Annotated in this window: 22 protein-coding genes; 12 read left to right on the top strand and 10 right to left on the bottom strand. The window is 63.7% G+C overall.

From position 1 onward, the window contains the following. Window positions 1-40 precede the first annotated feature (40 nt). From K3F49_RS19905 to K3F49_RS19890, 4 genes are all read left to right on the top strand, one after another. Window positions 41-1,003 (top strand): alpha/beta hydrolase, encoded by a 963-nt coding sequence (locus tag K3F49_RS19905; protein ID WP_234682646.1) that lies wholly within the window; start codon window positions 41-43, stop codon window positions 1,001-1,003. Window positions 1,004-1,100: 97 nt separating this feature from the next. Then, window positions 1,101-1,925, top strand: coding sequence for a dienelactone hydrolase family protein (locus K3F49_RS19900; protein WP_234682645.1), 825 nt, complete (start codon window positions 1,101-1,103; stop codon window positions 1,923-1,925). A gap of 93 nt (window positions 1,926-2,018) precedes the next feature. Further along, the gene (locus tag K3F49_RS19895) at window positions 2,019-2,267 is read left to right on the top strand and encodes a hypothetical protein (protein WP_148777798.1); all 249 of its coding nucleotides are present in this window, start codon (window positions 2,019-2,021) and stop codon (window positions 2,265-2,267) included. A gap of 243 nt (window positions 2,268-2,510) precedes the next feature. Continuing rightward, entirely contained in the window at window positions 2,511-3,602 is a 1,092-nt protein-coding gene (locus K3F49_RS19890; protein WP_276575401.1) for a type II asparaginase, read from the top strand. Between the two features lie 36 nt (window positions 3,603-3,638). Here the strand turns inward: K3F49_RS19890 and K3F49_RS19885 are convergent, their stop codons facing one another. Then, a complete protein-coding gene (locus K3F49_RS19885; protein ID WP_234682643.1) occupies window positions 3,639-4,514 on the bottom strand; it encodes an MBL fold metallo-hydrolase in 876 nt (291 codons plus the stop codon). Window positions 4,515-4,766: 252 nt separating this feature from the next. Between K3F49_RS19885 and K3F49_RS19880 the strand changes: the two genes are divergently transcribed. Further along, window positions 4,767-6,983 carry an alkaline phosphatase family protein gene (locus tag K3F49_RS19880; RefSeq protein ID WP_234682642.1) on the top strand — a complete coding sequence of 739 codons (2,217 nt, stop codon included), beginning with the start codon at window positions 4,767-4,769 and terminating at the stop codon, window positions 6,981-6,983. A gap of 163 nt (window positions 6,984-7,146) precedes the next feature. On the opposite strand, the gene K3F49_RS19875 is transcribed toward K3F49_RS19880, so the two are convergent. After that, complete coding sequence (locus K3F49_RS19875) at window positions 7,147-8,769, bottom strand: ABC-F family ATP-binding cassette domain-containing protein (protein WP_234682641.1); 1,623 nt, start codon at window positions 8,767-8,769, stop codon at window positions 7,147-7,149. 192 nt (window positions 8,770-8,961) lie between these two features. On the opposite strand from K3F49_RS19875, the gene K3F49_RS19870 reads away from it, so the two are divergent. The 4 genes from K3F49_RS19870 to K3F49_RS19855 all read left to right on the top strand — a co-directional run bounded on the left by K3F49_RS19870 (window position 8,962) and on the right by K3F49_RS19855 (window position 14,164). Continuing rightward, window positions 8,962-10,050, top strand: coding sequence for a hypothetical protein (locus tag K3F49_RS19870; RefSeq protein ID WP_234682640.1), 1,089 nt, complete (start codon window positions 8,962-8,964; stop codon window positions 10,048-10,050). A gap of 183 nt (window positions 10,051-10,233) precedes the next feature. After that, a complete protein-coding gene (locus K3F49_RS19865) occupies window positions 10,234-13,017 on the top strand; it encodes a xanthine dehydrogenase family protein molybdopterin-binding subunit (RefSeq protein WP_234682639.1) in 2,784 nt (927 codons plus the stop codon). Continuing rightward, on the top strand, window positions 13,014-13,538 hold the full coding sequence (locus K3F49_RS19860; protein WP_234682638.1) for a (2Fe-2S)-binding protein: 525 nt from the start codon (window positions 13,014-13,016) through the stop codon (window positions 13,536-13,538). The genes K3F49_RS19865 and K3F49_RS19860 overlap by 4 nt, the downstream gene beginning before the upstream one ends. An 11-nt stretch (window positions 13,539-13,549) precedes the next feature. After that, window positions 13,550-14,164, top strand: coding sequence for an Isoquinoline 1-oxidoreductase subunit (locus K3F49_RS19855; RefSeq protein WP_234682637.1), 615 nt, complete (start codon window positions 13,550-13,552; stop codon window positions 14,162-14,164). 99 nt (window positions 14,165-14,263) lie between these two features. Here the strand turns inward: K3F49_RS19855 and K3F49_RS19850 are convergent, their stop codons facing one another. Then, a complete protein-coding gene (locus K3F49_RS19850) occupies window positions 14,264-15,844 on the bottom strand; it encodes a winged helix-turn-helix domain-containing tetratricopeptide repeat protein (protein WP_234682636.1) in 1,581 nt (526 codons plus the stop codon). 1,220 nt (window positions 15,845-17,064) lie between these two features. Between K3F49_RS19850 and K3F49_RS19845 the strand changes: the two genes are divergently transcribed. Continuing rightward, window positions 17,065-18,081 (top strand): ABC transporter substrate-binding protein, encoded by a 1,017-nt coding sequence (locus K3F49_RS19845; protein ID WP_234682635.1) that lies wholly within the window; start codon window positions 17,065-17,067, stop codon window positions 18,079-18,081. Between the two features lie 117 nt (window positions 18,082-18,198). Here the strand turns inward: K3F49_RS19845 and K3F49_RS19840 are convergent, their stop codons facing one another. The 5 genes from K3F49_RS19840 to K3F49_RS19820 all read right to left on the bottom strand — a co-directional run bounded on the left by K3F49_RS19840 (window position 18,199) and on the right by K3F49_RS19820 (window position 22,633). Then, on the bottom strand, window positions 18,199-18,903 hold the full coding sequence (locus K3F49_RS19840) for a hypothetical protein (RefSeq protein ID WP_234682634.1): 705 nt from the start codon (window positions 18,901-18,903) through the stop codon (window positions 18,199-18,201). A gap of 237 nt (window positions 18,904-19,140) precedes the next feature. Continuing rightward, window positions 19,141-19,962, bottom strand: coding sequence for a tetratricopeptide repeat protein (locus K3F49_RS19835; RefSeq protein ID WP_234682633.1), 822 nt, complete (start codon window positions 19,960-19,962; stop codon window positions 19,141-19,143). A 32-nt stretch (window positions 19,963-19,994) separates the two neighbouring features. Further along, complete coding sequence (locus K3F49_RS19830; RefSeq protein WP_234682632.1) at window positions 19,995-20,678, bottom strand: substrate-binding domain-containing protein; 684 nt, start codon at window positions 20,676-20,678, stop codon at window positions 19,995-19,997. Between the two features lie 19 nt (window positions 20,679-20,697). Further along, a complete protein-coding gene (locus tag K3F49_RS19825) occupies window positions 20,698-21,399 on the bottom strand; it encodes a GrlR family regulatory protein (protein WP_234682631.1) in 702 nt (233 codons plus the stop codon). A 199-nt stretch (window positions 21,400-21,598) separates the two neighbouring features. Beyond that, entirely contained in the window at window positions 21,599-22,633 is a 1,035-nt protein-coding gene (locus K3F49_RS19820) for a glutamine synthetase beta-grasp domain-containing protein (RefSeq protein ID WP_234682630.1), read from the bottom strand. Window positions 22,634-23,169: 536 nt separating this feature from the next. Here K3F49_RS19820 and K3F49_RS19815 point away from each other — a divergent pair. Further along, complete coding sequence (locus tag K3F49_RS19815) at window positions 23,170-23,373, top strand: DUF2735 domain-containing protein (RefSeq protein WP_234682629.1); 204 nt, start codon at window positions 23,170-23,172, stop codon at window positions 23,371-23,373. Between the two features lie 113 nt (window positions 23,374-23,486). Here the strand turns inward: K3F49_RS19815 and K3F49_RS19810 are convergent, their stop codons facing one another. After that, window positions 23,487-23,798: an MliC family protein gene (locus tag K3F49_RS19810; protein WP_234682628.1), complete on the bottom strand. Its 312-nt coding sequence runs from the start codon at window positions 23,796-23,798 to the stop codon at window positions 23,487-23,489. A 48-nt stretch (window positions 23,799-23,846) separates the two neighbouring features. Here K3F49_RS19810 and K3F49_RS19805 point away from each other — a divergent pair, with 48 nt between their 5' ends. After that, window positions 23,847-24,590, top strand: coding sequence for a tyrosine-protein phosphatase (locus K3F49_RS19805; protein WP_234682627.1), 744 nt, complete (start codon window positions 23,847-23,849; stop codon window positions 24,588-24,590). A 16-nt stretch (window positions 24,591-24,606) separates the two neighbouring features. Here K3F49_RS19805 and K3F49_RS19800 read toward each other — a convergent pair whose 3' ends face one another. Beyond that, on the bottom strand, window positions 24,607-25,329 hold the full coding sequence (locus K3F49_RS19800) for an SGNH/GDSL hydrolase family protein (protein ID WP_234682626.1): 723 nt from the start codon (window positions 25,327-25,329) through the stop codon (window positions 24,607-24,609). Between the last annotated feature and the right edge of the window lie 102 nt (window positions 25,330-25,431).

Raw genomic sequence — 25,431 nt, 5'->3', positions numbered from 1 at the left:
AGAACCCCTGTGGCCACGCCACACCCGTGAGGATCCCATCATGGCCGCACCGCTTGATCCCGTCATCGCCCAGATCATTCCGCTGCTGCCGCTGCGCGATCCCGCGACGATGACGCCACAGAGCGCCCGCGATGCCTTGCGCGCACTGGCTGCCTCGCGCGCGGCCGTACCGCCGCCGCCCGTCGATGCCGTGCAGGATATCAGGGTGAAGGGCGGCGCCGGGCCACTTGATGCACGCGTTTATCGCGCCGGCAGCGCGCCCGCGCCCACCGTTGTGTTCTTCCACGGCGGCGGCTGGGTCGCGGGTGACCTCGAGACCCACGACCGGCAGGCGCGCAATCTGGCGATCGAGATCGGCGCGGTCGTGGTCTCCGTCGACTATCGCCGCCCGCCGGAAACGCGCTTTCCCGGCGCCTTCGAGGACGCCTTCAATGCTGCGAGCGACGTGTTCAACCGTGTCGCGGAATTTGGCGGCGACGCCAAGCGTCTTGGCGTGGCCGGTGACAGCGCCGGCGGCAATCTCGCGGCCGCCACCGCAATCGCCTGCCGCGACGCCGGGATCAGGCTTGCCGCGCAGCTCCTGGTTTATCCCGTCACCGACGTCGTCGGCTTCTATGCCGACGCGCGCGAGAACGCGCGCTTTCCGTCGCGCGCCGAGAACGCCGAAGGCTACTTCCTCTCGCGTGCCGTCATGGAATGGTTCGCCGGCCATTATCTCGCTGACGCCGGTCACGCCGCCGACTGGCGGGTCTCTCCGCTGCGTGCCGCCTCGCTCGCAGGCCTCGCGCCCGCGATCGTGACCACCGCCTGGTACGATCCGCTGCGCGACGAAGGCACAGCCTATGCGCGGGCGCTGGAGACCGCCGGCGTGCGGGTGAAGCATCATGAGGGCGCCGGGCTGATCCATGGCTATTTCGGCCTCGGGGACGCCTCCGAGGTCGCCCGTGCCGAAGCGCAGCGTGCACGCGCCGACTTCAAGGCGTTGCTCGCGCGCGGGGTCTGATTGCGTTGCAGCCTGGCGGATTCGTATTGCAACCTCATCTGGTCCGTATCGTCGTCTGATCGTAGCCTTGCTGCTATCGGTGCAAGCCGTCTCCGCCGTGCCACAGACGGTCTATTTCCGCAGCGCCGACGGCGGCACGACGCTCACCGGCTATCTGTTCCAGCCGAGCACGCCCGGCCCCTGGCCCGCCATTGTCATGCTGCACGGGCGCGGCGGACCGTATTCCAGCAATGACAACGAAAATTGCACCTTCGTTGGCGCCGGCACCGCCTCACCCTGCAACGTGAACACCTTGTCGAAGCGCCATGCGATGTGGGGTGACTATTGGTCGGCGCGCGGCTACCTCGCTTTGCTGCCGGACAGTTTTGGCCCGCGCGGCAAGGCCAATGGCTTTGGCCGCTTCACCCATGGCGACCCTGACCGCGCCGACGTCAACGAGACCAATGTGCGCCCGCTCGACGCCGAAGGCGCGCTCGCCTACCTGCGCGGCCGCCGCGATGTCGTCGCCGGTCAGATCTATCTGCAAGGCTGGTCCAACGGCGGCAGCACCGCGCTGAACGTGATGATCCGGCAAGGAAACCAGCAAGGAAACCAGCAGGGCGACCAGCCAGGCTTTCGCGGCGCCCTCGTGTTCTACCCGGGCTGCGGCCAGACCGCCCTGCTCGCATCGACCATCTCGACCACAGCGCCGATCGCGATGTTCCTCGGTGCCGACGACGAGGAGGTCTCGCCCGCGATCTGCCAGCACGTCGCCGACCGGTCGCGGCAGGCGGGCAGCCCCATCGATGTCACCCTCTATCCCGGCGCCACCCATGATTTCGACGAGCCATCGTCGCTGCGGCAGTCGGCACCGGGGAATCAGGCCGCCATGGACGATGCCCTCGTCAGCGCCGCAGGCATCCTCGATCGTTGGAAAAAATGAAGCGAGGACCGATGCCGCGCCGCGATCCTGCTTGATTGCGCCACGATTCCGGGCTCCAATTCCCGCGCCATCTTTTGGTTTAGGGAGACACCCATGATGAAGCGAATTTTCCTGGCTGCGATCGTTGCCACCTTTGCAGCCGGCTCGGCGCTTGCTGACGACACCTGCGAGAGCAAGGCCGTCGGCAAGGACGGCAAGGCGCTCGCCGGCGCAGCCAAGACCTCGTTCATGAAGAAGTGCAAGGAAGACGCCTGCACGCCCAAGGCCGTCGGCTCCGACGGCAAGGCCCTCGCCGGCGCCGCCAAGAACAGCTTCATGAAGAAGTGCGAGATGGGCGCGTAAGGCGCCACGACTTCGCTGCTTCTTTAGCGGGCATTCAGCGAACGAACTCCGTCGTGGCCGGGCCAAAGCGCGAAGCGCGTCTTCGCGCAGATGTCCCGGCCATCCACGTTCCGCGCACTGGACCACCCGAACCAATCCATTCGAAGTATCACAACCCTAGACAGATAGCCGCGGCTGACGGATCATGGAGTGCTGAGCGAACGGGGGCGCATCGACGAGGCATTCCAGGAAAGGGACGTCAAGATGTGGCAACTTCGAGTGCGTCATCAGATATTGGCGACAGTGAGCTTGCTCTTTGCGCTGCTCATTAGTCTTCAAGCCGCGAACGCGAGGGGCGTCGGTCTTCCCAACGTCATGGTTCTCGCAACTGGCGGCACGATCGCCGGCACCGGAGCGAGCAGCACCACCGTGGTCGGTTACACCGCAGCCACGGTCGGCATAGACACCCTCCTGAACGCCGTTCCCGAACTGAAGACGGTGGCCAACGTCAAGGGCGAGCAGGTCTTCCAGATCGCCAGCGAGAACATGAACAATGACTACTGGCTGAAGCTTGCCAAGCGCGTCAACACGCTCCTCGCGCAAGACGATGTCGACGGGATCGTGATCACGCACGGCACCGATACGATCGAGGAAACCAGCTATTTCCTGAACCTGGTCGTCAAGAGCAAAAAGCCCGTCGTCATCGTCGGCGCCATGCGGCCCTCGACAGCGATCAGCGCGGACGGGCCAATCAACCTGTTCAATGCGGTGATCCTCGCGGGCAGTGAAGAGGCGGTCGGCAAGGGCGTGCTCGTCGCTCTCAACGATCAGATCAACGCGGCGCGCGAGGTCACCAAGAACAACACCTCGACGGCAGACACCTTCCGTACGCCAGAACTCGGCTTTCTCGGCTACATGCAGGGCAACAAACCGTATTTCTATCGCCAATCGACGCGCCGGCACACGATGGACTCCGAATTTGACGTGTCGAACCTCGACACCCTGCCGCAAGTCGATATCGTCTACGGCTATGCCAACATGAACCGCGTCGCGGTCGACGCTTTTGTCGCCGCCGGGGCCAAGGGGATCGTGCATGCTGGCGTGGGTGACGGCAGTCTTGCCCGGCCCGCGGTCGAGCCGGCTCTCGACGAGGCCCACAAGAAAGGTGTCGCGATCGTTCGCAGCAGCCGTGTCGGCAACGGCATCGTCGCGCGCAATGGGGAAGCCAAGGACGACGAACACGACTTCATCGTCTCGGATACGCTCAATCCGCAGAAGGCACGAATTCTGCTGATGCTGGCGCTGACCAAGACGACCGACAGCAAGGAAATCCAGCGGATGTTCTACACTTACTAGACCATCCCAAGCTTGGACCACCGAAGTGCGGTCGCCCTACTCCCGCTTGAAGCGGTAATCGAAGGCGGCGCCGAGCGGCTTGATCAGGCCCACGGTCGGCGCCGGAAAATGGATCGGCAGGATCAGCGTGTCGGTGTCGGCGACGGAAGCGAAGAACTTCCGTCGCGACACCGCCGACTGCTGGGCATCCCAATCGGGCTTCGCCGACCAGTCCGGCTCGCGGCACTGGATCTGATGATGCATGAGGTCGCCCGCGACCACTGCGCGTTGTCCCCTCGAGAAAATGTTCACGCAGCAATGACAGGGCGAATGCCCGGGCGTCGGCGTCAGCGTCACGGTGTCGTCCAGCGCATAGTCATCGTCGACCAGCAGCGCCTGCCCCGCCTCGACGATCGGCAAGCAATTATCACGAAAGACCGTGCCGGGCGGATTGTTGCCTTTGGCGTTCTCGGCTTCCCAGGCCGCATATTCGCCCTTGTGGAAGACGTATTTCGCGTTCGGGAATGTCGGCACCCAGCGGCCATCGCGTAACGTCGTGTTCCACCCGGTGTGGTCGATATGCAGGTGCGTGCAGAAGACGTAGTCGATCTGCTCGAAGCCGATGCCGAGCGCAAACAATTCGTTGCGCCAGCGCTCCTTGCCGGGAAAGTCGAACGGCGGCGGATGGCCCTTGTCCTCTCCGGTGCAGGTATCGACCAAAATGGTGTAGCGCGGCGTGCGCACGACGAACGTCTGATAGGTGATGACCATCATGCCGCGCGCGGCGTCGAACACCTCCTGCTCCATGGTCGGCAGATGGTGCTTGAACACGCCGTCGTCATAAGCCGGGAAAAAATCTTGCGGCCGCCGCCACGGCCCTTCCCGCTCGATCACCGTATCGATGGTGATGTCGCCGATCCTCAGCTGCTTCACCCGCCCCTCCCGATTTTTCTCAAGCGTAACGAACGAGTTCGCAGCGTTCAAGGCGCGCGGGCGCAGGCCTGCGTTGCCGGGTTCCACCACTCGCGCGAGAGAAATTGAGTTGGACTCTTGCGACAACGATCGCGCAGCGACGCGCGCGCGTCGCTCAAGCGTCATACGCGCGTCGTCGGCCGCACTCGATACTCGGCGTGTCATTCTAGGTGAAACGCGCACAGATTGTGCAGCAAGAACACGGGGCAGCACGTGGACAAGAAAAGGTTTTTCTCCCTGATATCGTCGCTCTCGCTCGCGGCGTCGCTGGCCGGCACTGCTGTGCCTGCCTATGCCGATGAAGACGGCAACGACCGCGACCGCGGTTCCGACAACGGGCGCGACCACGATCACGGCGGACATCACGGACATCGCTCGCCGCCGGTCGTCATCATCTCGCTCGACGGCGCAAAGCCTGACTTCATCCAGCAGTTCATCGCAGAAGGCGTGCTGCCGCGCGACGGCGGGCTGGCGCGGCTGAGCCGCCATGGCGCGATTGCCGTGCAGAACATCACGGCCTCGCCCTCGCTCACCGCGGTCTCGCATATCGAAATTGCGACCGGCTCCACCGCCGTCCACAACGACATCCCCTCCAACACGTTCCAGGCGATCGCCGGGCCGAGCACCTCGAGCCTCAGCGGCTTCGCCGCGCCGATCGGCGGTTACCGCGAGAGCCCGCTCGGCCCCACGCCGCGGCCGACCGCGTTGCCGCTGTGGGTGCAATTGCGCCAGCAGGGCAAGAAGGTCGTCACCGCGACCTGGCCGGGCGGCGACGGCGCCGACATCTTCATCAACGGCACGGTGGTGCAGCCGGCGCAGCCGGTCCGCGTCACCGACTACACCGTGCCCTTCGGCGCCTTCGGCGGCCTTGGCGCTCAGGGCTTTTCGCTCACGCAGACGGACTTCGCACCCGATCCGGCGGTGGCCGCGGCGCTGCAGGCGGCCGGCCGCTTCTCGTTCAGCCCGGTGCTGGCAACGTCCAATCCGATCGAGACGTTCTCCTGCGCGTCGGCCACGACCGCAACCTGCACCAGCGCGGCGACGCTCGATCTCAAATACGCGATCCGCGTTGCCGCGCTCGACACCACCAACGACAACAAGGTGAACTACGACACGCTGGTGTTCTTCGACGCCACGCGCGGCATCACGGCGGGACCGTTCGCGCCGCCGGCGACGGGACCGGCCTATGTCAAGTTCGGCGGCGAGAACGCGCCGTTCTTCTTCGACGGCAGCGGCTCCAGGGTCGGCGCGGCCTATTTCGTCTCGCAGCTCGCGCCGGATCTCTCGGTGGTGCGCTTCGCCCGCTACGGCGCCAACTTCATCCCGCGCAACGCGCCGGTGCTGGCCGATGTCGACGACATCAACAGCAGCATCGGGTTCTGGCGTCCGCAGGCCGATTTCCGCATCCCGGAGCGGCTGAGCCCGGGCTTCGCCAATTTTCCCGACGTCGAGATCGAGGCGATGTTCGAGGACATGGTCAAGACCTTCGTGCGCTACCAGGCCGAGATCGCCGAGCGCGCGATCAAGAACCATCCCGATGCCGACCTCGTGATGGTCTATATCGAGCAGCCCGACGGCTCCGAGCACCAGTTCCTGCTCACCGATCCCCGTCAGGGCACCAATCCGAAAGACCCGAACTCGATCGGCGCCAACCAGGATCCGGCGAAAGTCGCGCGCTACGCCTCCTACATCCGCTTCGCCTATCAGACCGCGGACAAGGCGGTGAAGCGCATCGCTGATGCGGCCGGCCCCGACAGCAACGTCATCGTCGTGTCCGACCACGGTTTTGCGCCGTTCCACACCTCGGTCAGCATGACCAACATCCTGAAGAATGCCGGCATCGACACCACCAAACTGGCGATCCGCACCTCAGGCCCCGCGGCCAACATCTACATCAATTTGCAGCAACGCGAGCAAGGCGGCACCGTCGATCCCGCCACCTACCAGGCGCTGCTGGCGCAGATTACCGCCGCCGTGCAGAACGCGGTCGACCCGAATCCGAAGTTCAACGGCTCGCTCGAGAACGCGAAGATCTTCACGGTGGTCGAGACCCGCCCCGCGCAGTGCGAGGCCGGGCTCGGGCAGTGCACCAGCAAGACCATCGGCCAGGATTTCGGCGATGTGTTCGCGCTGATGGCGCCAGGCTACAATTTCGACGGCATCCAGAGCCCCGGCGTCGCGCGCCTCGGCGATGCGCCGTTCAACGCGGCCACGACCGCATTGTCGATGCCGAATTTCTACGGCGCCCACGGCCACGATCCCAAGCTGCCGGTGATGAGCGCAACCTTCATCGCCTCAGGCCCCGGGATCCGCGACAACACGACCATCCGCCGCATGCGCAATCTCGACGTCGCCCCGACCATCATGCAGATCCTGGGCGTCAGGCCGCACGGCGTCGATGGCGAAGTGCGGCGCGAGATTTTGCGGTGAGCGATCGCGCGAAATCCGGGCTACGCGGCCGGATCTTGTAGGATGGGCAAAGCGCAGCGTGCCCACGATCTGCCGCAGATCAGAACGAGATGGTGGGCACGGCGCAAGTGCGCCTTTGCCCACCCTACGAGAGCTGCGTCGTTGCGGGGTCCGAGGCCCAGCGCTAGCTCCGCAACCCCGGCGCTTCCTGCCCGGTGCGCGCGACGTATTCGGTGTAGCCGCCGCCGAACTGGTGGATGCCTTCCGGCGTCAGCTCGAGCACGCGGTTCGACAGCGTCGCCAGGAAATGGCGGTCATGCGAGACGAACAGCATGGTGCCCTCGAAATCCGACAGCGCAGTGATCAGCATTTCCTTGGTGGCGAGGTCGAGGTGGTTGGTCGGCTCGTCCAGCACCAGGAAGTTCGGCGGGTCGAACAGCATTTTTGCCATCACCAGGCGCGCCTTCTCGCCGCCTGAGAGCACGCGGCAGCGCTTCTCGACGTCGTCGCCGGAGAAGCCGAAGCAGCCGGCGAGCGCGCGCAAGGATCCCTGCCCCGCGGTCGGAAACTGGTCTTCCAGCGACTGGAACACGGTGCGCTCGCCGTCGAGGAGATCCATCGCGTGCTGGGCGAAATAGCCCATCTTGACGCTGCCGCCGACCGCCACCGTGCCCTCGTCGGGCTCGCTCGCGCCCGCAACGAGCTTGAGCAGCGTCGACTTGCCGGCGCCGTTGACGCCCATCACGCACCAGCGCTCCCGGCGGCGGATCATGAAATCCAGCCCGTCATAGATCCGCTTGCTGCCATAGCCCTTGAACACGTTCTTCAAGGCGACGACATCCTCGCCCGAGCGCGGCGCCGGCAGGAAGTCGAAGGCAATCGTCTGGCGGCGGCGCGGCGGCTCGACCCGCTCGATCTTGTCGAGCTTCTTGACCCGGCTCTGCACTTGAGCTGCATGGGAAGCGCGCGCCTTGAAACGCTCGATGAACTTGATCTCTTTCGCAAGCATCGCCTGCTGGCGTTCGAACTGCGCCTGCTGCTGCTTCTCGTTCAGCGCGCGCTGCTGCTCGTAGAACTCGTAATTGCCGGTGTAGGTGGTGAGCGAGCCGGAATCGATCTCGACCACTTTGGAGATCACGCGGTTGATGAACTCGCGGTCATGCGAGGTCATCAGCAGCGTGCCTTCGTAGTCGTGCAGGAACTTTTCCAGCCAGATCAGGCTTTCCAGATCGAGGTGGTTGCTCGGCTCGTCGAGCAGCATCACGTCGGGGCGCATCAAAAGAATACGCGCCAGCGCCACGCGCATCTTCCAGCCGCCGGAGAGCTTGCCGACGTCGCCGTCCATCATCTCCTGGCTGAAGCCGAGGCCGGACAGCGCTTCGCGCGCGCGGCCGTCGAGCGCGTAGCCGTCGAGCTCCTCGAAGGCGTGCTGCACCTCGCCATAACGGGCGATGATCTCGTCCATCTGGTCGGCCTTGTCGGGGTCGGCCATGTCGGCCTCGAGCTGGCGCAGTTCGGCCGCGACCTCGCTGACGGGACCCGCGCCATTCATCACCTCGGCCACGGCGCTGCGGCCGGACATCTCGCCGACGTCCTGGTTGAAATAGCCGATGGTGATGCCGCGGTCGGTGGACACCTGCCCTTCGTCGGGCAGTTCCTCGCCGGCGATCATCCGGAACAGGGTGGTCTTTCCGGCGCCGTTCGGGCCGACGAGCCCAATCTTCTCGCCCTTGTTGAGGGCGGCGGAGGCTTCGATGAACAGGATCTGGTGGCCGGCTTGCTTGCTGACGTTGTCGAGGCGGATCATGGGGTTCTTTTGGGGGAATTTTGCGTTGCAGCGTAATAGGCCATGCCGGCCCCCAGGGGAAGCCCGGCCGACCCCGGGTTTGTCCCTTCCTGACAAATCCTTAGCAATTTTCGGCCAGAAGCGCTGACAGCGCCGTCCTGCGATTCTGACGGACGTCCGTAGAGCTGAAAATGCACCTTGGGGGGACTGCTGATGAAAACTCGCTTTGGCCTGGCGATGGCCGCCGCACTGATGCTCGGCGGCCAGGCCGCAATCGCCCAGACCCTGCCCGACTACATGGCGCCGATTTCCGGCAAGACCAACGCCGCACCGGGCGATGTCGCCACCAGGGACGTGCTTGCACTGAACACGGCGATGTTCGAGCTCTATGGCGATGCTGCCAAGGTCTTCCAGAAGAACATCCTCGACAAGCACCCCCTGATCCTCGGCCTGTTCTCCGGCGCCGGCGGACGGCTGATCCTCTATCGGCCAGGCCAGCCGCCGCTCGACGCGCCGCAGGTGCCGATCGTCTATCAGCTGCTGAAATCGGTCGGCCACAGCACCATGGCGCTGGCCGAGGTCGTCGGCCCCTATGTCGACAATCCCGACAACAAATCCTGGCGCGGCGCGATGCTGGCCTTTCGCAGCCGGATGCAGTCGGCGCTGGACAGCATCGACGCCACGCCGATGCAGGCCGACTGGCGGGACAACAACCGCACCATCCTGAAGAACAACATCGCCTTCATGGACGAATGCCTCGCGAGCGGCGTCATCCCGTTCGCCAAGCTTGAGGCCTTCGGCAAGCGGCAGGCCCCGTTTCTTGCCAAAAACGTCGCGTGGGCGGCGCAGACCCAGGTCGCGCACTGGATGGGCGTGCTGGCCGACTGGAAGACGCAGCTTGGTCCCGACTGGGCGAAGACCTATGCCGCCAGCAACACCATCTACGTCGCGCGGCAGAACAACGTGATCTTCAGCGTGCTCGCGCAGTTCTTCGGCCCCGACGCCATCAACTCGCGCCTGCTGCTGATCGAGACGGTCTCGTTCACCACGACGCCATCGGACATGCTGGAATCGCTGACGCGGATCATCGCGGACCGCTCGGTCGGGGCGCTGTTCTTCGGCAATTATCATTTGATGGACTACGAGCTGATGGGAGGCGACGCCCGTGCCGCCATCATCGCCGAGACAGGAAAGCGCGGCATGACGCCGTTCCTGCCGCCGCTGGTTCCGTTCGGCTCCAGGCAATGGCCGACCTTGGTCACGCCCGGCGCCGGCCCCGCGACGATCGTCGACCTCAAGTAAATCCTTGCGCCAGATGAGAGGCGGCTGCGTGCGTGGCAGCCGCCTTCACCTCTCGTAAACGACCGCCCTGTTCTATTCGCGCAGAGCGAATCATGACAGCTTCAGGCCAGCGTTGGCGCGTATTTCTGCCGGCGATGCCGTCAGCATCTTGTGCCCCAAGAGACCTTGTACAAGGACGAGATCATGCGGCCCTCGCGACGCGCGTTCGTGAAGTGGTTATCGGCGGGCGGCATCTCGGTCAGCCTGTCGCATCTTGCTTCGGCGGCCAGCGCGCCCTTCGCGGCCCATGAGACGCTCCCCGGACGCGGCAACTTCAATCCCGCGACCAAAGGCGCAGGCCGCGTCGACGGCGCCGCAAAAGTCACCGGCGCAAAGCTCTACGCCTCCGACTTCCGCGCCAATGATATGCCCGGCTGGCCGCAGACCACCTCGCACGCGATTTTGGTGCGCGCCAATGACGCCACCCATGTCTACACCGGCATCGACCTCGCCCGCCTGTCGGGACCGCTCAAGCCGTCGGTCGTCGTCACCGCCAGCGATCTCGACCGCATCGGCACGGAGGTGCCGGAGTTCTATGCCGGCGATCTGTTCTGCCCGCTCGGCAAGACGCCGCTTTATCTCGGCCAGCCGGTCGCGCTTTTGATCTTCGAGACATTCGACGCTTTCGACCAGGCGCGGCTCGTGTTGCGCGACGGCACCTTCGTCAAATTCGGCGAAGAAACCGGCCCGGTGATCGCGCCCGATTACGGCTCCTATCGCTTTACCCGCGTCGCAGGCCCCTCGCCCGACAAGCCCGACGTCTATTCGCCGATCCAGGCCGGCTGGGTCTCGCCGAAGAAGGTGCAGAGCGCCGCACTGCCCGTGTGGTCGCCGCTCGCCAGGGAGATGCCGGCCGATTACGTCAAGGCGGCCAAGCTTGGCGAGCAGATCCGCTCTGAGTTGGCCGCGGACAACGCCTCTCTGCTCGTGCTCGACCGCGAGTTCGAGACCCAATCGGTCGACCCGATGTTCCTGGAGCCGGAATGCGGGCTCGCCTGGTACGCCGGCAAGGAAGGCAATAAGGGCGGCAATCTCGAGCTCGTGCTCGGCGTGCAGTCGCCCTATGAGGCCGCGGAGTCGCTCGCGCACCTGCTCGGCAAGGCTCGCGCGCCTTACAAGCCCTCGCACATCAACGCGCAGTTCGCCCATGTCGGCGGCGGCTTCGGCGGGCGTGATCACACGCCATTCATTCTCTATGTCGCGCTGGCTGCGATCTGCTTTCCGGGCAAGCCGGTGCGGCTGGCCCACGATCGCTACCAGCAATTCCAGGGCGGCATCAAACGCCACCCGATCAAGATGCGCTCGCGCATCGGCATCGACCGTTCGACCGGCCTGATCAAGGCCTTCGCCGCCGACCACGTGCTCGACGGCGGCGGGCTGCAGAACTTCTCCGCCAACGTCGCGGTGGTCGCAGCCACCGGCGCGATCGGCATCTACGACATCCCCAAGGTCGACGTCACCACGATCGCGCTGCATTCGCGCGGCGTCACCGCCGGCTCGATGCGCGGCTACGGCACGCTGCAGACCATGACCGCGCTCGAAGCGCTGATCGACGAAGCGGCCTCCGAGCTCCAGCTCGACCCGATCGAATTCCGCCGCCGCAATGCCTTGAAGCAGAACGGCCGGACCATGACCGGCAATCCCTACATCGTCTCGGTGCGCACGCCGGAAATCCTCGACAAGCTCGAAAAGCATCCGATCTGGCAGCGGCGCGCGCAGCTCCGGCAGACCACGGGCGACCGGCTGGTCGGTACCGGTGTGGCCTGCGTCACCAAGGACTACGGCTCCGGCGCGGACTGTTCGCTTGGCCGCGTCGAGCTCGGCGCCGACGGCAAGATCGCGATCTTCTGCGACCATGTCGAGATGGGCAACGGCATCGGCACGGCGCTGGCGAACCGCGTCGCGAGCCATCTCGGCGGCATTGCCGACGAAGTCTCGGTCGCACGCGTCGACAGCTACGACGTGCTCGGCCTGGTCACATCGGGCGATCCCTACACGATGGACCAGAGGACCCAGGACGCCGCGGAAAAGAACCCGCGCTGGGTGCCCTCGATCTCCTCGGCGACATCGGCCTCGATCGGCGCCCATGTCGGCACGCACTCGTCATCCGAGGCTGCCCGCGTGATCTTCCGCTTTGGCCTGTGGCCCGCTGCGCTGGAGCTGTGGGGCATTCCCAAGACCGATCCGCGCGCGCGGCAATGGGCCAATGCGAGCTGGCAGAACGGCCAGCTGACGATGGCCGGCCTCGATCCGCTGGCGCTGCCGACGCTCGCTGCAACCGCGCATGCGCGCGGCTTCGTCACCGGCGCGGTCGCGCACAGCTTTTCGCGCTGGGCCTGGTCGCGCGCGCGATTTCCCCTGTTCGGCGAGCAATATCGCGCCGAGATCGACGCGCTCGCGATCCGCCGCGGCAACACCAAGTTCGAGCGGGTCAATCGCGTCAGCGTCAAGTTCCCGCCGACCGACAACAATCGCATCGGCACCGCCTACACCTCGATGTGCGGCACGCTCGTCCGCGTCGAGATCGCGCGCGCCACCGGCGCGATCCGCATCGCCAAGGCCTACAGCGTGTTCGAATGCGGCACCGCGTTGGTGCCCGAGGTGGTGATGGGACAGTCCCACGGCGGCTTCGCCATGGGCGTCGGCTACGCGCTGTTGGAAACACTGCCTCCGTTTGAGGGCGGCCCCGGCAACGGCGAGTGGAATCTCGGCCGTTACCTGGTCGCGCGCGGCTCGGATCTTCCCTTGCGCGATCTCGAGATCGAGATGCTGAAGCCGCTCACACCTGACGAAGCGCCCAAGGGCATGGCCGAAGTCGTCATGATCCCGATCGTGCCGGCGCTGGTCAACGCCATCCACGACGCCACCGGCCACCGTTTCCGCGCCCTGCCGGTCACGGCCAGCCTCTTGAAGGGAGTTTTGGCGTGACGACCCTCAGCCTCACGATCAACGGCCGGAAGCATGGCCCGATGGACGTCCGCGACGATCTCTCGATGAACGATTTCCTGCGCGAGATGCTCGGCATGACCGGCACCAAGTTCGGCTGCGGCGCCGCGCAGTGCCTGAGCTGCGCCATCATCGTCGACGAGCCCGATGGCTCGAGCTACACTAGTCCGACCTGCGTCGCGCCCGCCGTGAATTTCGACGGCAAGTCGATCCGCACCGTCGAAGGACATGCGAACGACGGCCAACTCTCGGCCCTGCAACAGGCCTTCATCGATCATTTCGCCTTCCAGTGCGGCTATTGCACCGCCGGCTTCCTCAACGAAGGACAGGTGCTGCTCGAACGCCTCGCGCGCGCGCCGGTCGCCCGCGAGGCGCTGGAGCAGACCATTGCGGACGCGCTCGACGGGCATCTGTGCCGCTGCACCGGCTACATCAAATATCACGAGGCGGTGCGCGACGTGATCCTCGCCGATTCCAGCCGCTATCTCGTCGCCACCAAATGAGTGCGCCAACGATGATCACCACGCGCGTCAAGATCATGGCCGCGATGGCGGCGCTGACGAGCAGCCTGTGCGCCGGCTACGCGGCATCGGACACGACGAGCCACGGCCTCGCCTCGCCCGAAAGTTTTGCTGGTATCGCCGACACCGAAAAGCGCTCGGCCGCGATCTTCACGGAGCTCGGAAAAGTGCTGACGCATCCGCGCTGCACCAATTGCCATCCGGCCGGCGACAGCCCGCGCCAGGGCGACAATCCCCGCCTGCATCAGCCGCCGGTGACGCGCGGCGCAGACGGCCATGGCCCCGAGGCAATGCGCTGCCACACCTGCCACCAGAAGGCCAATTACGAGCCCGGCCGCATTCCCGGCCATCGCGAATGGCACCTCGCCCCGCGCGAGATGGCCTGGGAGGGCAAGACGGTCGGCGAGATCTGCGAGCAAATCAGAGACCCCGCCCGCAACGGCGGCCGCAAGGTGGAAGAGTTGATCGACCATATCGGCAAGGACACGCTGGTCGGCTGGGCCTGGAAGCCCGGCTTCGGCCGCGCGCCGGCGCCCGGCACACAGGAGCAAGCCGGTGCGCTGGTGGAGGCGTGGGTGAAGACCGGAGCGGCGTGCCCTGCGCCGTGATAGGGCTGGCGCGGGCATTCTTGAATGTCAGCTTCCGGGGTTAAAGCGGAAGTCGCCCTTGTTGGCCGGCACCGGCAGCTAATGACCCCATTTCCGACATCACCCCTCCGGCACTTCCGCCAGCCGCAGGCCCTGAAAGATGCGCTTGCCCCAGGCGAGGTAAACTGGGTTGTCACTGTAAGTGGCGTTTCGGAGGCGGCGGAGGGTGAAGCTCGGAACGAGCGCAAGCAGCGTCTGTGCAGCGGCTTTCGCCTCATCCAGCGAGCCAACCAGCGCGAGCGCGGCGGTCAGCCCAAAATGCGCGTTGACGTCATTCCGGTTGGCCTCGATGCTGCGGCGGAAATAGCCGACGGCTTCAGCATCCGCGTTAACATGCAGCTTGGCAAAGCCGATTATCATGAGCCAGCGATGGGCGAAGACATCGCGAGGAGAGAGGCGAAACGCTTCCTTGATATGGGCCTCAGTCTCTGCACCGCAACCCATGTTCAACTTAGCGCTGCCAATCTGCGCATGCGCCTCGGCCAAATTGTGATCCAACGCCAACGCTTTCTCGAATTCAGCGATACCCTGAACGGCGCGGTTTGTGCAATTTTGCGCAATGCCCAGGACCAGGTGGGCATAGGCATGGTTGGGCGCGAGGGATAGCGCCTTTATTGATATCGACTCGGCCGCTGCGAAATGCGCGGTCCGGTCGTCATCCATGTAGCTCACACCAAGTATCAATTCGACGCCCGCCATCCAGACCATCGCGTCGACATTCTTGTGATCGCGAGTTAAGGCCCTTTCAAAAATATCCCGCGCTTGTAGCACGCATTCGGACGTCCATCCTTTGTGCAACAAAGCTTTACCTTGGAAATACAAGTCCATCGAATTGGGGTGCGGAGAACGTTCTGACCGCCTGGCCTCCTGCTCAGTGAGCTGCGCGTCGAGCGTATTGGCGAGACGCGATACGATCTCGTCCTGCATATCGAACAGATCGGCAATAGGCTTATCAAATCGGTCCGCCCAAAGATGGGCGCAAGTCTCCGCGTCCACGAGCTGAACGTTCACGCGAAGTCGATCACCGGCGCGCTGCACAGAACCTTCCAGCGCGTACCGAACATTTAGCTCACGACCAATCTGCTTGAGATCGGCTGCCTTGCCTTTGTAGGTGAATGCAGTGTGTCGCCCAATGACGAACGAGCCTGAGATGCGCGACAAATCCGTGGTCAAACTCTCGGTCACGCCATCAGCGAAATAGTCTTGCTCGGGATCTCCGCTAAGGTTGGCGAAGGGCAAAACGACGATTGAAAGGTGGCGTCGCGAAAGCGGTCTCGGCGCTGCCTCGTCGTCCTGCTCCACAGAGCCAAAGGCGCCGGTTACGGCTCCTGCCCCTTCCTGAACCTTGCCAACGAAACGGAAGCCCTTGCGCGAGAGTGTCTTGATCAGGTGCTGTCTCTCACCCGTATCGCCGATTGCACACCGAGCACCACTGATGCGCGTCGTTAGCGCGGCATCCGAGACGATGCGACCATTCCAAACGCCAGCGATGAGCTCATCCTTACTGACGACACGTTCCCTGTTGCGGATCAAATAGTTCAGAAGGTCGAATACCTGCGGCGAAACAGAGATCGTCTCAGCTCCCTGCCGCAGCTCCCGCCGGTCCGTATCCAGCGTGAAGTCCGAAAAGCAGTAAAGCATATGCGCCCTCCTGCGGTACGATCGCACCTTAGCAGAGCTGCGATGTAAGCAGACGGTAAGAAGAATGGAAGCCGCTTGTAAAGCGCTTCCTAGGACCTCAGTGCATCCTCGTGCGCGGCTGAACAGTTGTTTGACTTAGATCAATAGCTGCAGTCCGGCTCGCCTCGCCGATCCAGGCATGAAACATCCGAAGAAGACCCAGCATTATAACCAGGAAGAACGACCTCCCGCGCTTTCGCGAAGGAAGAGGCGCGCCGCGTCATCGAGAAATACGTCAACGATCTGCGAGAGAGAGATCGTGAGGAAGCTTGGTCAGCGCCTCAACGGAGGCACTAACCGATGCGCGGCGGCGATTTGCGCAGGATGACCGCCCCTTCAGCAGGTGCGAACAAGATACGTTTGATCCAAGTCAAAGTTCTACGTGGGGCAACCGATTTTAATTGGTGGCGACCGACGGCGGCCACGAATGAAGTTGAATTCGCAATAGGAGAGTCAGACCCATGATTACTGCGCGACGTTCATTCACGTCTTTTGCTTTTGCGGGCAGTCTTCTATCCAGCGTCACACTCGCCATGCCCGCCCTGGCTCAGACGTCGGCTGCGGAAGCGCAGCAGCTAGCTTGTAGGATGGGTTGAGCCCTTGCGAAACCCATCGTTCTTGTTTCGTGATGGCATTCCGTCATGACCGCGTACCAACCCGGTCGAGCATGCTCGGGTGAAACGCGTGCGAGATTGGGTATCGTCTTCGTTTCACCGTCACGCCGAGCTCGGTCACGATCCGGTCGACTGGGCGGACGATCAGTCCGAAGGCGGTCTTCGATATGGCGCGTCAGGTTGGCGATGGGTTTCGCAAGGGCTCAACCCATCCTACGAGCTGGAAGGTCCCACAGGTGATCAAGACCAGCCCATAGCGACGAATGCGACCTGCTCAGGAAAGGACTCGGCTCGGCGGGACACGAGGGTAGCCCGCCGAGAGCTGGATGAGCGCAGTTGTGGACCTTTAGAAGACCTTCGCGTCAGACGCTGTTGATGACGGCTATTGGACTGTTGCCAGACCACCGACGGCCAATGCAGCGCAGCCGCTTTCGACTCACTGCAGACTCCCGCGATTTTTCTGCGCCGAGCCGCGGCCCATCGATAGCTTCCAAATCAAAAAGTGCCCTTAACCGCTCCGCCGCATGTGCTAATGTTTCCATTCTTGAACGTGTCCTTGGAGGGCACATGCGACGGCGAGAGTTCATCGGGCGTTTTGGACTTTGTGGCGCTGCAGCAGTCGCATCGACATCATTTGGTCGAGGCTCGAACGCGCAATCTGTGCTCAAACGTCCGCTTATCGCTTGGGTAGGAGCCGCGCCTCCGGGCGTAAAGACACCTCAATTCATAGTGGATTTGACATTTGGCAATTTTGTTAAGGGACTCTTGGAGTTCGGTTACGAGCAAGGACGTAACATTGATATCATTCGTCGAACCGACATCTTCCGGGACCGGATACCATCCATCGAGGAGCTGGTGGCTACGGTCAAACCCGATATCATCGCTGCGCCTGCAACACTCGAAGCCGTCGCGGCCCGAAAGGCATCATCGACAATACCGATTGTCTGTGCCGCGCTTGCGGACGCGATTCATCTTGGCCTGATCGCCAGTGAAGCTCGCCCAGGAGGAAACGTAACGGGCATCGAGCCCTACATCGCGGGATTGCCCGCCAAGCAGATCGAACTCGCGCGAGAAATCTTGCCGTCGGCGCGGCGCGTCGGACTGCTTACCAACGTGAATGATCCCAAAGGGCCCCCTCAAGTCGGCGACCTGAAGGCGGCTTGCAGGGTTTTAAACCTCAGCGTGGTAGACGCCGATACCAGCACGGCGAAGGATATCCCGAATGCGCTTGCTGCGCTGGCAAACGAAGATGTCGATGTCGCCGTTGTCCTTCAGACCAACCTGTTACTTAACATGAGCGAGCTCATAAGCGCTGTCGCCCTTGAAAAGCGGCTGCCGACCGTCTTCGGATATCGCGAGCACGTTATGCACGGAGGGCTCGTCAGCTATGGCGTTGATCTGCGCTGGTGCTATCGCCGCGCGGCCTATTTTGTAGACAAGATTCTCAGAGGTGTTCGACCGGGTGACCTGCCCATCGAATTTCCAAGCGAACTATGGTTGGCAGCCAACCTCAAGACGGCAAGAACTCTCGGCGTGAACTTACCGGCAGGTCTGCTCGCACGTGCAAACGAGGTGATCGAATAGTACGCAATTTGCCACGATGCATGAGTCCGATGCCGACCCAAGCCGATATCCAGACGCTAGGCTTTAATGTCGCCAGCTGACAGCAAGGCAGCCGCGAGGGCCTTGAGAGCACACCGCTTACGCCCGTCGCATCAACTTGAGCGAGGCCGCCAGCCGCAAACTGCGCTTTCCCGCGAGTGCCATGCCTTCGAGCTCGCCGCTGTCTTCCGTGCAGGTCCCGGAGAAGCCGATCCCGACCTCGTAGCCGCCGAAGACGGGATTATCGCCCTTTGCCGGCGTGTGCTCCTGGTTCAGCATCTCGCCTTTCCAGCGGCCGTCCGCCGACGAGTAAGAGCCGAGGTAGTAGAAGAACGCGTCCCCACCGAGGATGCGGCCGTCGATCAACAGCATCACGCCGGAGAGGCCGGCATCGACGCCGTCGAGCGCGCGCAGCTGCATCGCGTAGAGCCCGTTGGCGATGCTGCCCTGCCCGATCGCGCCGCGCGGCGACAGTGCCTCGTCGTCGAGCGGCGCGAGGTTGGCCCAGAACACGCCATCGGGCATCGCGTCCGCCTTGCCCTCCAGCAGGATCGTCGATCCCTCCGTTCGGCCGCGCACCTTGATCCCGGTAACGTCGGCGCCCATCAACGGCTTGAAATTGGGGTCGTCATTGTGGCGCTCGGTGATGACCTCGGCTTCGATCACGCCGTCCTTGACGTCGTAGCTGCCGAGATGCGCAAAGGCGGAATTGCCGCCCAGCATCTTGCCGTCGTGCAGGCACATGATGCTGCGGCCGAAGGCGCCGTTGATGCCGTATTCAACCTTGTAGAGTCCGTCGAGCAATGTCCTGAACCCGCAAAATCAAAAAGAATCGCGGGCGACATAGCACCGTCCTCAGAACAAGGCCATCCGGCTTATCCGCGCAGGGGCGGGAGCCGATCTTGCCATGGTACCAGCATGCACCTGTTTTGCCCGACGGGTCAAGCAAATTTCGTAAAATCCGTATTTGACGATTTCGAGATCTAGCTGCCTTGAATTTCAACCACTTGGCTACTGTGCACGGGGTTGTTTTCGGCTTTTCTAGAAGCACAGCGTGGTGACGAGCTTGCCCTGCTTGTCCTTGATCGCATAGGGACAGCGCAACCGCTCCAGCGCCTTCTTGGCGTCCTCGTCGCCAAGCGCAGCCGCACGCTCGTAATAGGCCTTTGCGGCATCCTTGTCCTTCGGACCGCCGCGGCCGCCCTCGGCGAAGGCGCCCATCCGCTCCAGCGCGCCGGGATGGTTTTGCGCCGCCGCCTTCTCGAACAGCGCGCGCGCCGCGACATCGTCCTTCTCGCCGCCATTGCCGCTGGCGAGCATCAGGCCGAGCTGGTACTGCGCCTCCGCGTTGGTCTCGGCGGCCTTGCCGAGCAGCGTCCGCGCCTGCGCCGGATCGGCGGGCGCGCCACCGCCGGCGTTGCCGAGCGCCGCGAGGTTGGAGACGCCGCGGGGATTGCCAGCCTGCGCCGCCTTCTCGAACAGTTTTCGCGCTTGTGCTTCATCCTTCGCGATGCCGGCCCCGGTGCCGTAGGCGACACCGAGCTCGACCATCGCAGCGGTGGAGCCCTTGTCAGCCGCCTTGCGCCAGGCGGCGATCGCCTCAGTCGTCTGCCGGTTAGCCGCATAGGCGCGGCCGAGCGCGAACATCGCACGGCGCGACGAGCTTGCTGCCTGCTTGCAGAATTTGATCGCGGTCGCGACGTCGGCGACTGCGATGTCAGGCGCGCCCTTCACGTCGGCCGGCTTGTCGGGATCGCTCGGATCGGCGGCGACGCGGTCGCACAGGACGAGATCGGCCGATTGCGCATGCGCAGCGACGGGCGCGGCAAGCGCAACGAGGATGGCAAAGAGACAAGTCCGCATGGCCGTCACGTTGCGTCCGCGCCCCGCCAATTTCAAGGCTCGAGTCCCGATTGCCGCAGCACAGGCACGACCTCCGGCGATGCCAGATAGCGCAGCAGCCGGTCCGCCGCCTCGGCCTGCTTCGCATCCGCCATGCGGCCGGCGGAGAACACCGCCGGCGTCTGCAGCTCGTGCGGGACCGGGCCGATCACCTCGACGCCCTCGACCTGCTTCAGTTCGCTGATCTGCTGCACGGCAAGGTCGGCCTCGCCACTGACGAGCCGCTCGGCGGTAAAGCCCTGCTCGACGATGGTCGCCTTGGCGTTGACCTCGGCCGCGATGCCCATCCGCACGATCAGCTGGGCGAAGTACACACCGCTCGCGCCGAGCCGCGAATAGGCGACGGATCGCGCCGCGAGCAGCGTCTTGCGCAGCGCGGCCTCATTGGCGATGTCGGGATGGGCTGCGCCGTTCCGCACGGCAAGGCCGACATAGGAGCGCGCGAGGTCAACTGCGCTGTCCGCGATCACCCGGCCCTCGCCGATCATTTCGTCGAGCCCCTCGCGCGTGAGGATCACGAGATCGGCAGTCTCGCCGGCGCGCAGGCGCTTGAGCAACGCCAGCGTCGGCGCGAAGTCGGCATCGACCCGAATGCGGCTCGCCACCTCGAACGCGGAGGACAGGCTAGGCATCGCGCCCATCAGGCCGAGCGTCGAGAGCATGCGAACTTTTTCCATGTGCAATTCCCGTGAACGATCAGGCGCGATGCATCAACTTGAGCGCAGCCGTCAGGCGCAGGCTGCGCTTGCCGGCCAGCGCGGTCGCTTCCAGCACGGCCTCCTCGCCGTCATAGCTGCCGGAGAAGCCGATGCCGACCTCGTGGCCCCCGAAGATCGGATCGTCCTTGGCGGGCGTGTGCTCCTGGTTGAGGATCTGCCCCTTCCAGCGGCCGTTCGCCGCGGTGTAGCTGCCGAGGTAATAGAACGAGGCATCGCCGCCGAGGATGCGGCCCCGGTTGAGCAGCATCACGCCGGTGAGCCCACCGTCGACGCCGTCGAGCATGCGGAGCTGAATCGAATAGAGGCCGTCGACGATCCCGGCCTCGCCGACGCCGCCGGCGATCGGCATCTCGTCTTCCGTGATCGGCGTCATCAGCGACTGGAAGGGCACCCCGGGCAACTCCTTGAGCTCGCCCTTGAAGCGGTAGAGATCACCGTCGGCAGAACCCTTGGCGATCAACGTCGCATCGTCGGTGCCGGCCATGGCGCGGTAGTTCGGATCGGGGTTGTGGCGGACGGTCTTGATGACGATGTCGATGCCGACTGCGGTCTTCTCGTAGGTGCCGATATGGGCGAACGCCGAATTGCCGCCGAGCATCTTGCCATTGCCGGCATGCATCACGCTCCGGCCGACACTGTCGCCGAGCTGAAATCGCACCTTGTAGAAGCCTTCAAACACCCGCCGTGTCCCCGGCCCCGCGCATCCTGCGGGCACTCTATCCCGGTTTGGGCTGACATGGACAGGCTCCAGGCCGGCATGGCCGCCAGACCCACAATGAGCACTGTCATCGGAATGCAAAAATCCGCCGGAGCCTTTTGAGCTCCGGCGGATTTGAAAGCCAACCCGGGCCAGCCCCCGGCCCGGGCCGGGAGGATCTTTAAGCCGCGGCCTTCTTGTCGGCCGGGACGGACGCGATCGTCTTCAGGATCTGCGAAGCGATCTGGTATGGGTCGCCCTGCGAGTTCGGACGACGGTCTTCCAGATAGCCCTTGTAGCCGTTGTTGACGAAGGAGTGCGGAACGCGGATCGACGCGCCACGGTCGGCAATGCCGTAGCTGAACTTGTTCCACGGCGCGGTCTCGTGCTTGCCGGTCAGACGCTTGTCGTTGTCCGGGCCGTAGACGGCGATGTGGTCCATCAGGTTCTTGTCGAAGGCCGCCATCAGCGCCTCGAAGTACTCCTTGCCGCCGATCGTACGCATGTACTCGGTGGAGAAGTTGGCGTGCATGCCCGAGCCGTTCCAGTCGGTGTCGCCGAGCGGCTTGCAGTGGAACTCGATGTCGATGCCGTATTTCTCGGTCAGGCGCAGCATCAGGTAGCGGGCCATCCACATTTCGTCAGCGGCCTTCTTGGAGCCCTTGCCGAAGATCTGGAACTCCCACTGGCCCTTCGCGACTTCCGCGTTGATGCCTTCATGGTTGATGCCGGCAGCCAGGCAGAGGTCGAGATGCTCTTCGACGATCTTGCGGGCGACGTCGCCGACGTTGGAGAAGCCGACGCCGGTGTAGTACGGGCCCTGCGGCGCCGGATAACCGGAGGTCGGGAAGCCGAGCGGACGGCCGTCCTTGTAGAAGAAGTATTCCTGCTCGAAACCGAACCAGGCGCCGGAATCGTCGAGGATGGTGGCGCGCTTGTTCGAGGCGTGCGGGGTCTTGCCATCGGGCATCATGACTTCACACATCACCAGCACGCCGTTGGTGCGGGCGCCATCCGGGAACACCGCGACCGGCTTCAGCACGCAATCCGAGCTGTGGCCTTCGGCCTGCTGGGTGGAGGAGCCATCGAAGCCCCAGAGCGGAAGCTGCTCGAGCGTCGGGAACGACGCGAATTCCTTGATCTGAGTTTTGCCGCGCAAGTTCGGAGTCGGCGTATATCCGTCGAGCCAGATGTACTCGAGCTTATACTTGGTCATTGAGCCTCTCTGTAGATGATGCGAAAGGTGGGGTGGAGAGCCCCCGCACGTTTGTACCCGGCCATCATCGGCCGGCCCAATACAAGCATTTTACGTGCCAAAAGGCCGCAGCGCGGGAGGTTTTCCACCGTGGGCGGAGCCGGCCCGCCGGCGCAAAGCTGTCCCCTCGACGTGCGTCATAGACGCGCACCTTCACGTGAGGCTGCACTGCAAAAATCCTGCGGAAAACGCCTGATTCTGGAGCACGCGGGTCCCAGCCGGAGGTTGCCGATGAAACGCGCATCAACGTCCGGCAACTTTCGCAAAGCCGCTCGCCCCTGCCTAGCAACCTTTGGAATGGCCTAGGCGTTAGTCACCGACATGGTGCCTTGAGGGATGCAGACAGTCGACTGCCTACAAAATAGGCGAGAACTGATTTCCTTTTCAGCACTTTCCAAGTCGGGATGCGCGGCCGATATGGGGATTCCAGTAACCACAATCGAACGAGTCGGGCGCACCATGGAGGCCAAGGCGCTTCGACCCAGGAGCAAATCGCAATGATGAACAATGGACTGAGTCACGAATCTGCGAAGATCTACCAATTCCCCGTCGGGGGCCGCGCGGCTCTCGCCGGACGCCGCTATGGCGATACCCGCTTCCCCGCCGATCACGCTTCGCTTCCCGCGAACGTCTCGATCTGCAGCGACAGCTGGTACCACCAGGACGCGGTCGACGAAGCAAAGCCCACATGGGAACGCTAGTGCCAGTGTCTGGTTTGAGACCGACGCGCTCTTTCAAACGCTCGGCGGAAGTTTGAAAAAGGGTCGAAACAACGAGGTTTCGACCCTTTTTGATTCCGGACCTGATTGCGGGCTCAGATCACCGCGCAGGTCGTCAGCGGCCGTTTCAGATGCTTGACCATGGCGGCCCCAGTCTTGTCGATCCTCAGCGTGATCCCGGCCCCCGAATAGCGCGCGCCCGAAATGGCCAACCGCTTGGCAAGCGTCATCGGCTCGCCGTCGATCTGGAGGAACGCACGCTTGTCGCCGTCATAAAACGCGGCAATGAACTGCGTACCATCGGCGCAGCGGTAGTTTCGGAACGTCTGCGCATCGGCCTGCCGTGCGCCGGAAATTCCAGCCGCTAGCATGGTGATCCCCCAAATAATGGTCTTGTGCCAGCCCATCATCGCCCCCTGTAATGGTCCGTCGGCAACATAACAAAAGCAGCTCCGATGTCAGACTCCCCTGCCCGTCACCTCGCTTTGCAAGGCGCCAGCAACTTTCGCGACCTCGGCGGTTACGCCACAAGCGACGGCCGCACCACGCGCTGGCGCCAGATCTTCCGCTCCAACCATCTCGGCCAGCTCACCGCCGAAGACATCGCGATCGTCCGCACGCTCGGCGTCAAAAGCGCATTCGACTTCCGCGGCGTCGAGGAGCGCGCGGCGGGCGTCTGCGTCGTGGACGACATCACCGTCCATTCGCTGCCGATCGAGCCGACGGTAGTGGCTTCGCTGCGCGCCGAGCTCGCCAGGGGCGCCCTGACTGCGCCGGTCGCGCTTGAGCTCATGCGCGAGTCCTATCGCAATTATGTCCGCCACAACACGCCCAGCTTCCGCATGCTGTTCGGCCATCTGCTGGAGGACCGGGCCCCGCTCGTGATCCACTGCACCGCCGGCAAGGACCGCACCGGTTTCGCCAGCGCCCTGATCCTCCATTCGCTCGGCGTGCCCCAGGAGACCATTGCAGAGGATTATCTGCTGACCAATCGCCACTACAGGCGCGACGTATCGAGCGTCTCCGATCTGCCCGCCGACGTCCTCGACGCGATCGGCTCGGTCAACGCCTCCTATCTCGATGCTGCTTTCGATTCCGTCGGCCGCGACTATGGCGATCTCGAAACTTACTTGCGCGACGGCCTCAAGCTCGGCGCGGCCGAGCGGACCGCGCTGAAAGAGCGCTATCTTCAGGCGTGAGCGACGGCGGGGCGCTTCACGCCGTCGGAGTTGCGGCCTTGATGATGGAATTGGTCAGGGCGAGCGATACCTGCATGGTGCTCCAATTGCTCTGATGCAGCTTCAGATCATCCTCCGGATCGAGCAACTGCTCGAACGAAGTGTTGTTCACCACGTGCCAGTGACGCATCAGCGCCCAACGCTGGAACAGGCTGACCTCGGCACTCTCCGCCGCGGTTCGGATCGCCGAAACCATCTTCTCCGCGAGATCGGCGTTGTCGTCGAACAGCATGGCCGTCACGTATTGCGGGTCGATCAGTATAACATCCATGGTTGGGTGATCGCGCAGGAGCGCCAATCCGCCGGCGATGTTCGTGACCACCTCATCGAAGTTGAACTCGTTCTGGCGAAACACGGCGTTGGTCCCGACCTGCCAGAGCACCAGACAAGGATCGTCAGCAAAGATATCGTCTTTGAACCGAGCTACCTCCAATGGCGCTTCCTCGCCGCCCTGGCCGCGGTTGAACACGTCGATCCGGATTTTCGGATGGGGATCATCATCCTTGTAGTGCTTTCTCAAATACAGCTCGAGCCGCGCGGGATAGGGAACGACGTTGCGAAGTCCGGCAGTCGAAGACGACCCCATCGCCACCACGCGCACGGACCCTCTTCCGCCCAACGCCGCCCGGAAATTCTCCAGCGGATGCTTTAACTCAACAATGCCCGGGGGAACGTCGAGAGTAGGCAAATTGTCGGGCATGAAACAATCTCCTCAACGATCTAAAGTTGCACCTATAGCCCAGCCTTGATGCCGCCGCCATTGCAAGTCCAATTCGTCTCACGCAATAGTCGGCGCGAAATG

It is taken from the genome of Bradyrhizobium monzae (genome assembly GCF_021458635.1).
Classification (GTDB): Bacteria; Pseudomonadota; Alphaproteobacteria; order Rhizobiales; family Xanthobacteraceae; genus Bradyrhizobium.
The sequence above is the reverse complement of the archived record's forward strand: the minus strand, read 5'-3'. Positions and strand labels throughout refer to the sequence as shown.

Excerpts from the sequence above, each read along its gene's own strand:
- K3F49_RS19905 (WP_234682646.1), top strand. The coding sequence starts at position 41 with ATGGCCGCACCGCTTGATCCCGTCATCGCCCAGATCATTCCGCTGCTG.
- K3F49_RS19895 (WP_148777798.1), top strand. The coding sequence starts at position 2,019 with ATGATGAAGCGAATTTTCCTGGCTGCGATCGTTGCCACCTTTGCAGCC.
- K3F49_RS19890 (WP_276575401.1), top strand. The coding sequence starts at position 2,511 with ATGTGGCAACTTCGAGTGCGTCATCAGATATTGGCGACAGTGAGCTTG.
- K3F49_RS19875 (WP_234682641.1), bottom strand. The coding sequence starts at position 8,769 with ATGATCCGCCTCGACAACGTCAGCAAGCAAGCCGGCCACCAGATCCTG.
- K3F49_RS19870 (WP_234682640.1), top strand. The coding sequence starts at position 8,962 with ATGAAAACTCGCTTTGGCCTGGCGATGGCCGCCGCACTGATGCTCGGC.
- K3F49_RS19865 (WP_234682639.1), top strand. The coding sequence starts at position 10,234 with ATGCGGCCCTCGCGACGCGCGTTCGTGAAGTGGTTATCGGCGGGCGGC.
- K3F49_RS19855 (WP_234682637.1), top strand. The coding sequence starts at position 13,550 with ATGATCACCACGCGCGTCAAGATCATGGCCGCGATGGCGGCGCTGACG.
- K3F49_RS19850 (WP_234682636.1), bottom strand. The coding sequence starts at position 15,844 with ATGCTTTACTGCTTTTCGGACTTCACGCTGGATACGGACCGGCGGGAG.
- K3F49_RS19845 (WP_234682635.1), top strand. The coding sequence starts at position 17,065 with ATGCGACGGCGAGAGTTCATCGGGCGTTTTGGACTTTGTGGCGCTGCA.
- K3F49_RS19835 (WP_234682633.1), bottom strand. The coding sequence starts at position 19,962 with ATGCGGACTTGTCTCTTTGCCATCCTCGTTGCGCTTGCCGCGCCCGTC.
- K3F49_RS19830 (WP_234682632.1), bottom strand. The coding sequence starts at position 20,678 with ATGGAAAAAGTTCGCATGCTCTCGACGCTCGGCCTGATGGGCGCGATG.
- K3F49_RS19820 (WP_234682630.1), bottom strand. The coding sequence starts at position 22,633 with ATGACCAAGTATAAGCTCGAGTACATCTGGCTCGACGGATATACGCCG.
- K3F49_RS19815 (WP_234682629.1), top strand. The coding sequence starts at position 23,170 with ATGATGAACAATGGACTGAGTCACGAATCTGCGAAGATCTACCAATTC.
- K3F49_RS19810 (WP_234682628.1), bottom strand. The coding sequence starts at position 23,798 with ATGGGCTGGCACAAGACCATTATTTGGGGGATCACCATGCTAGCGGCT.
- K3F49_RS19805 (WP_234682627.1), top strand. The coding sequence starts at position 23,847 with ATGTCAGACTCCCCTGCCCGTCACCTCGCTTTGCAAGGCGCCAGCAAC.
- K3F49_RS19800 (WP_234682626.1), bottom strand. The coding sequence starts at position 25,329 with ATGCCCGACAATTTGCCTACTCTCGACGTTCCCCCGGGCATTGTTGAG.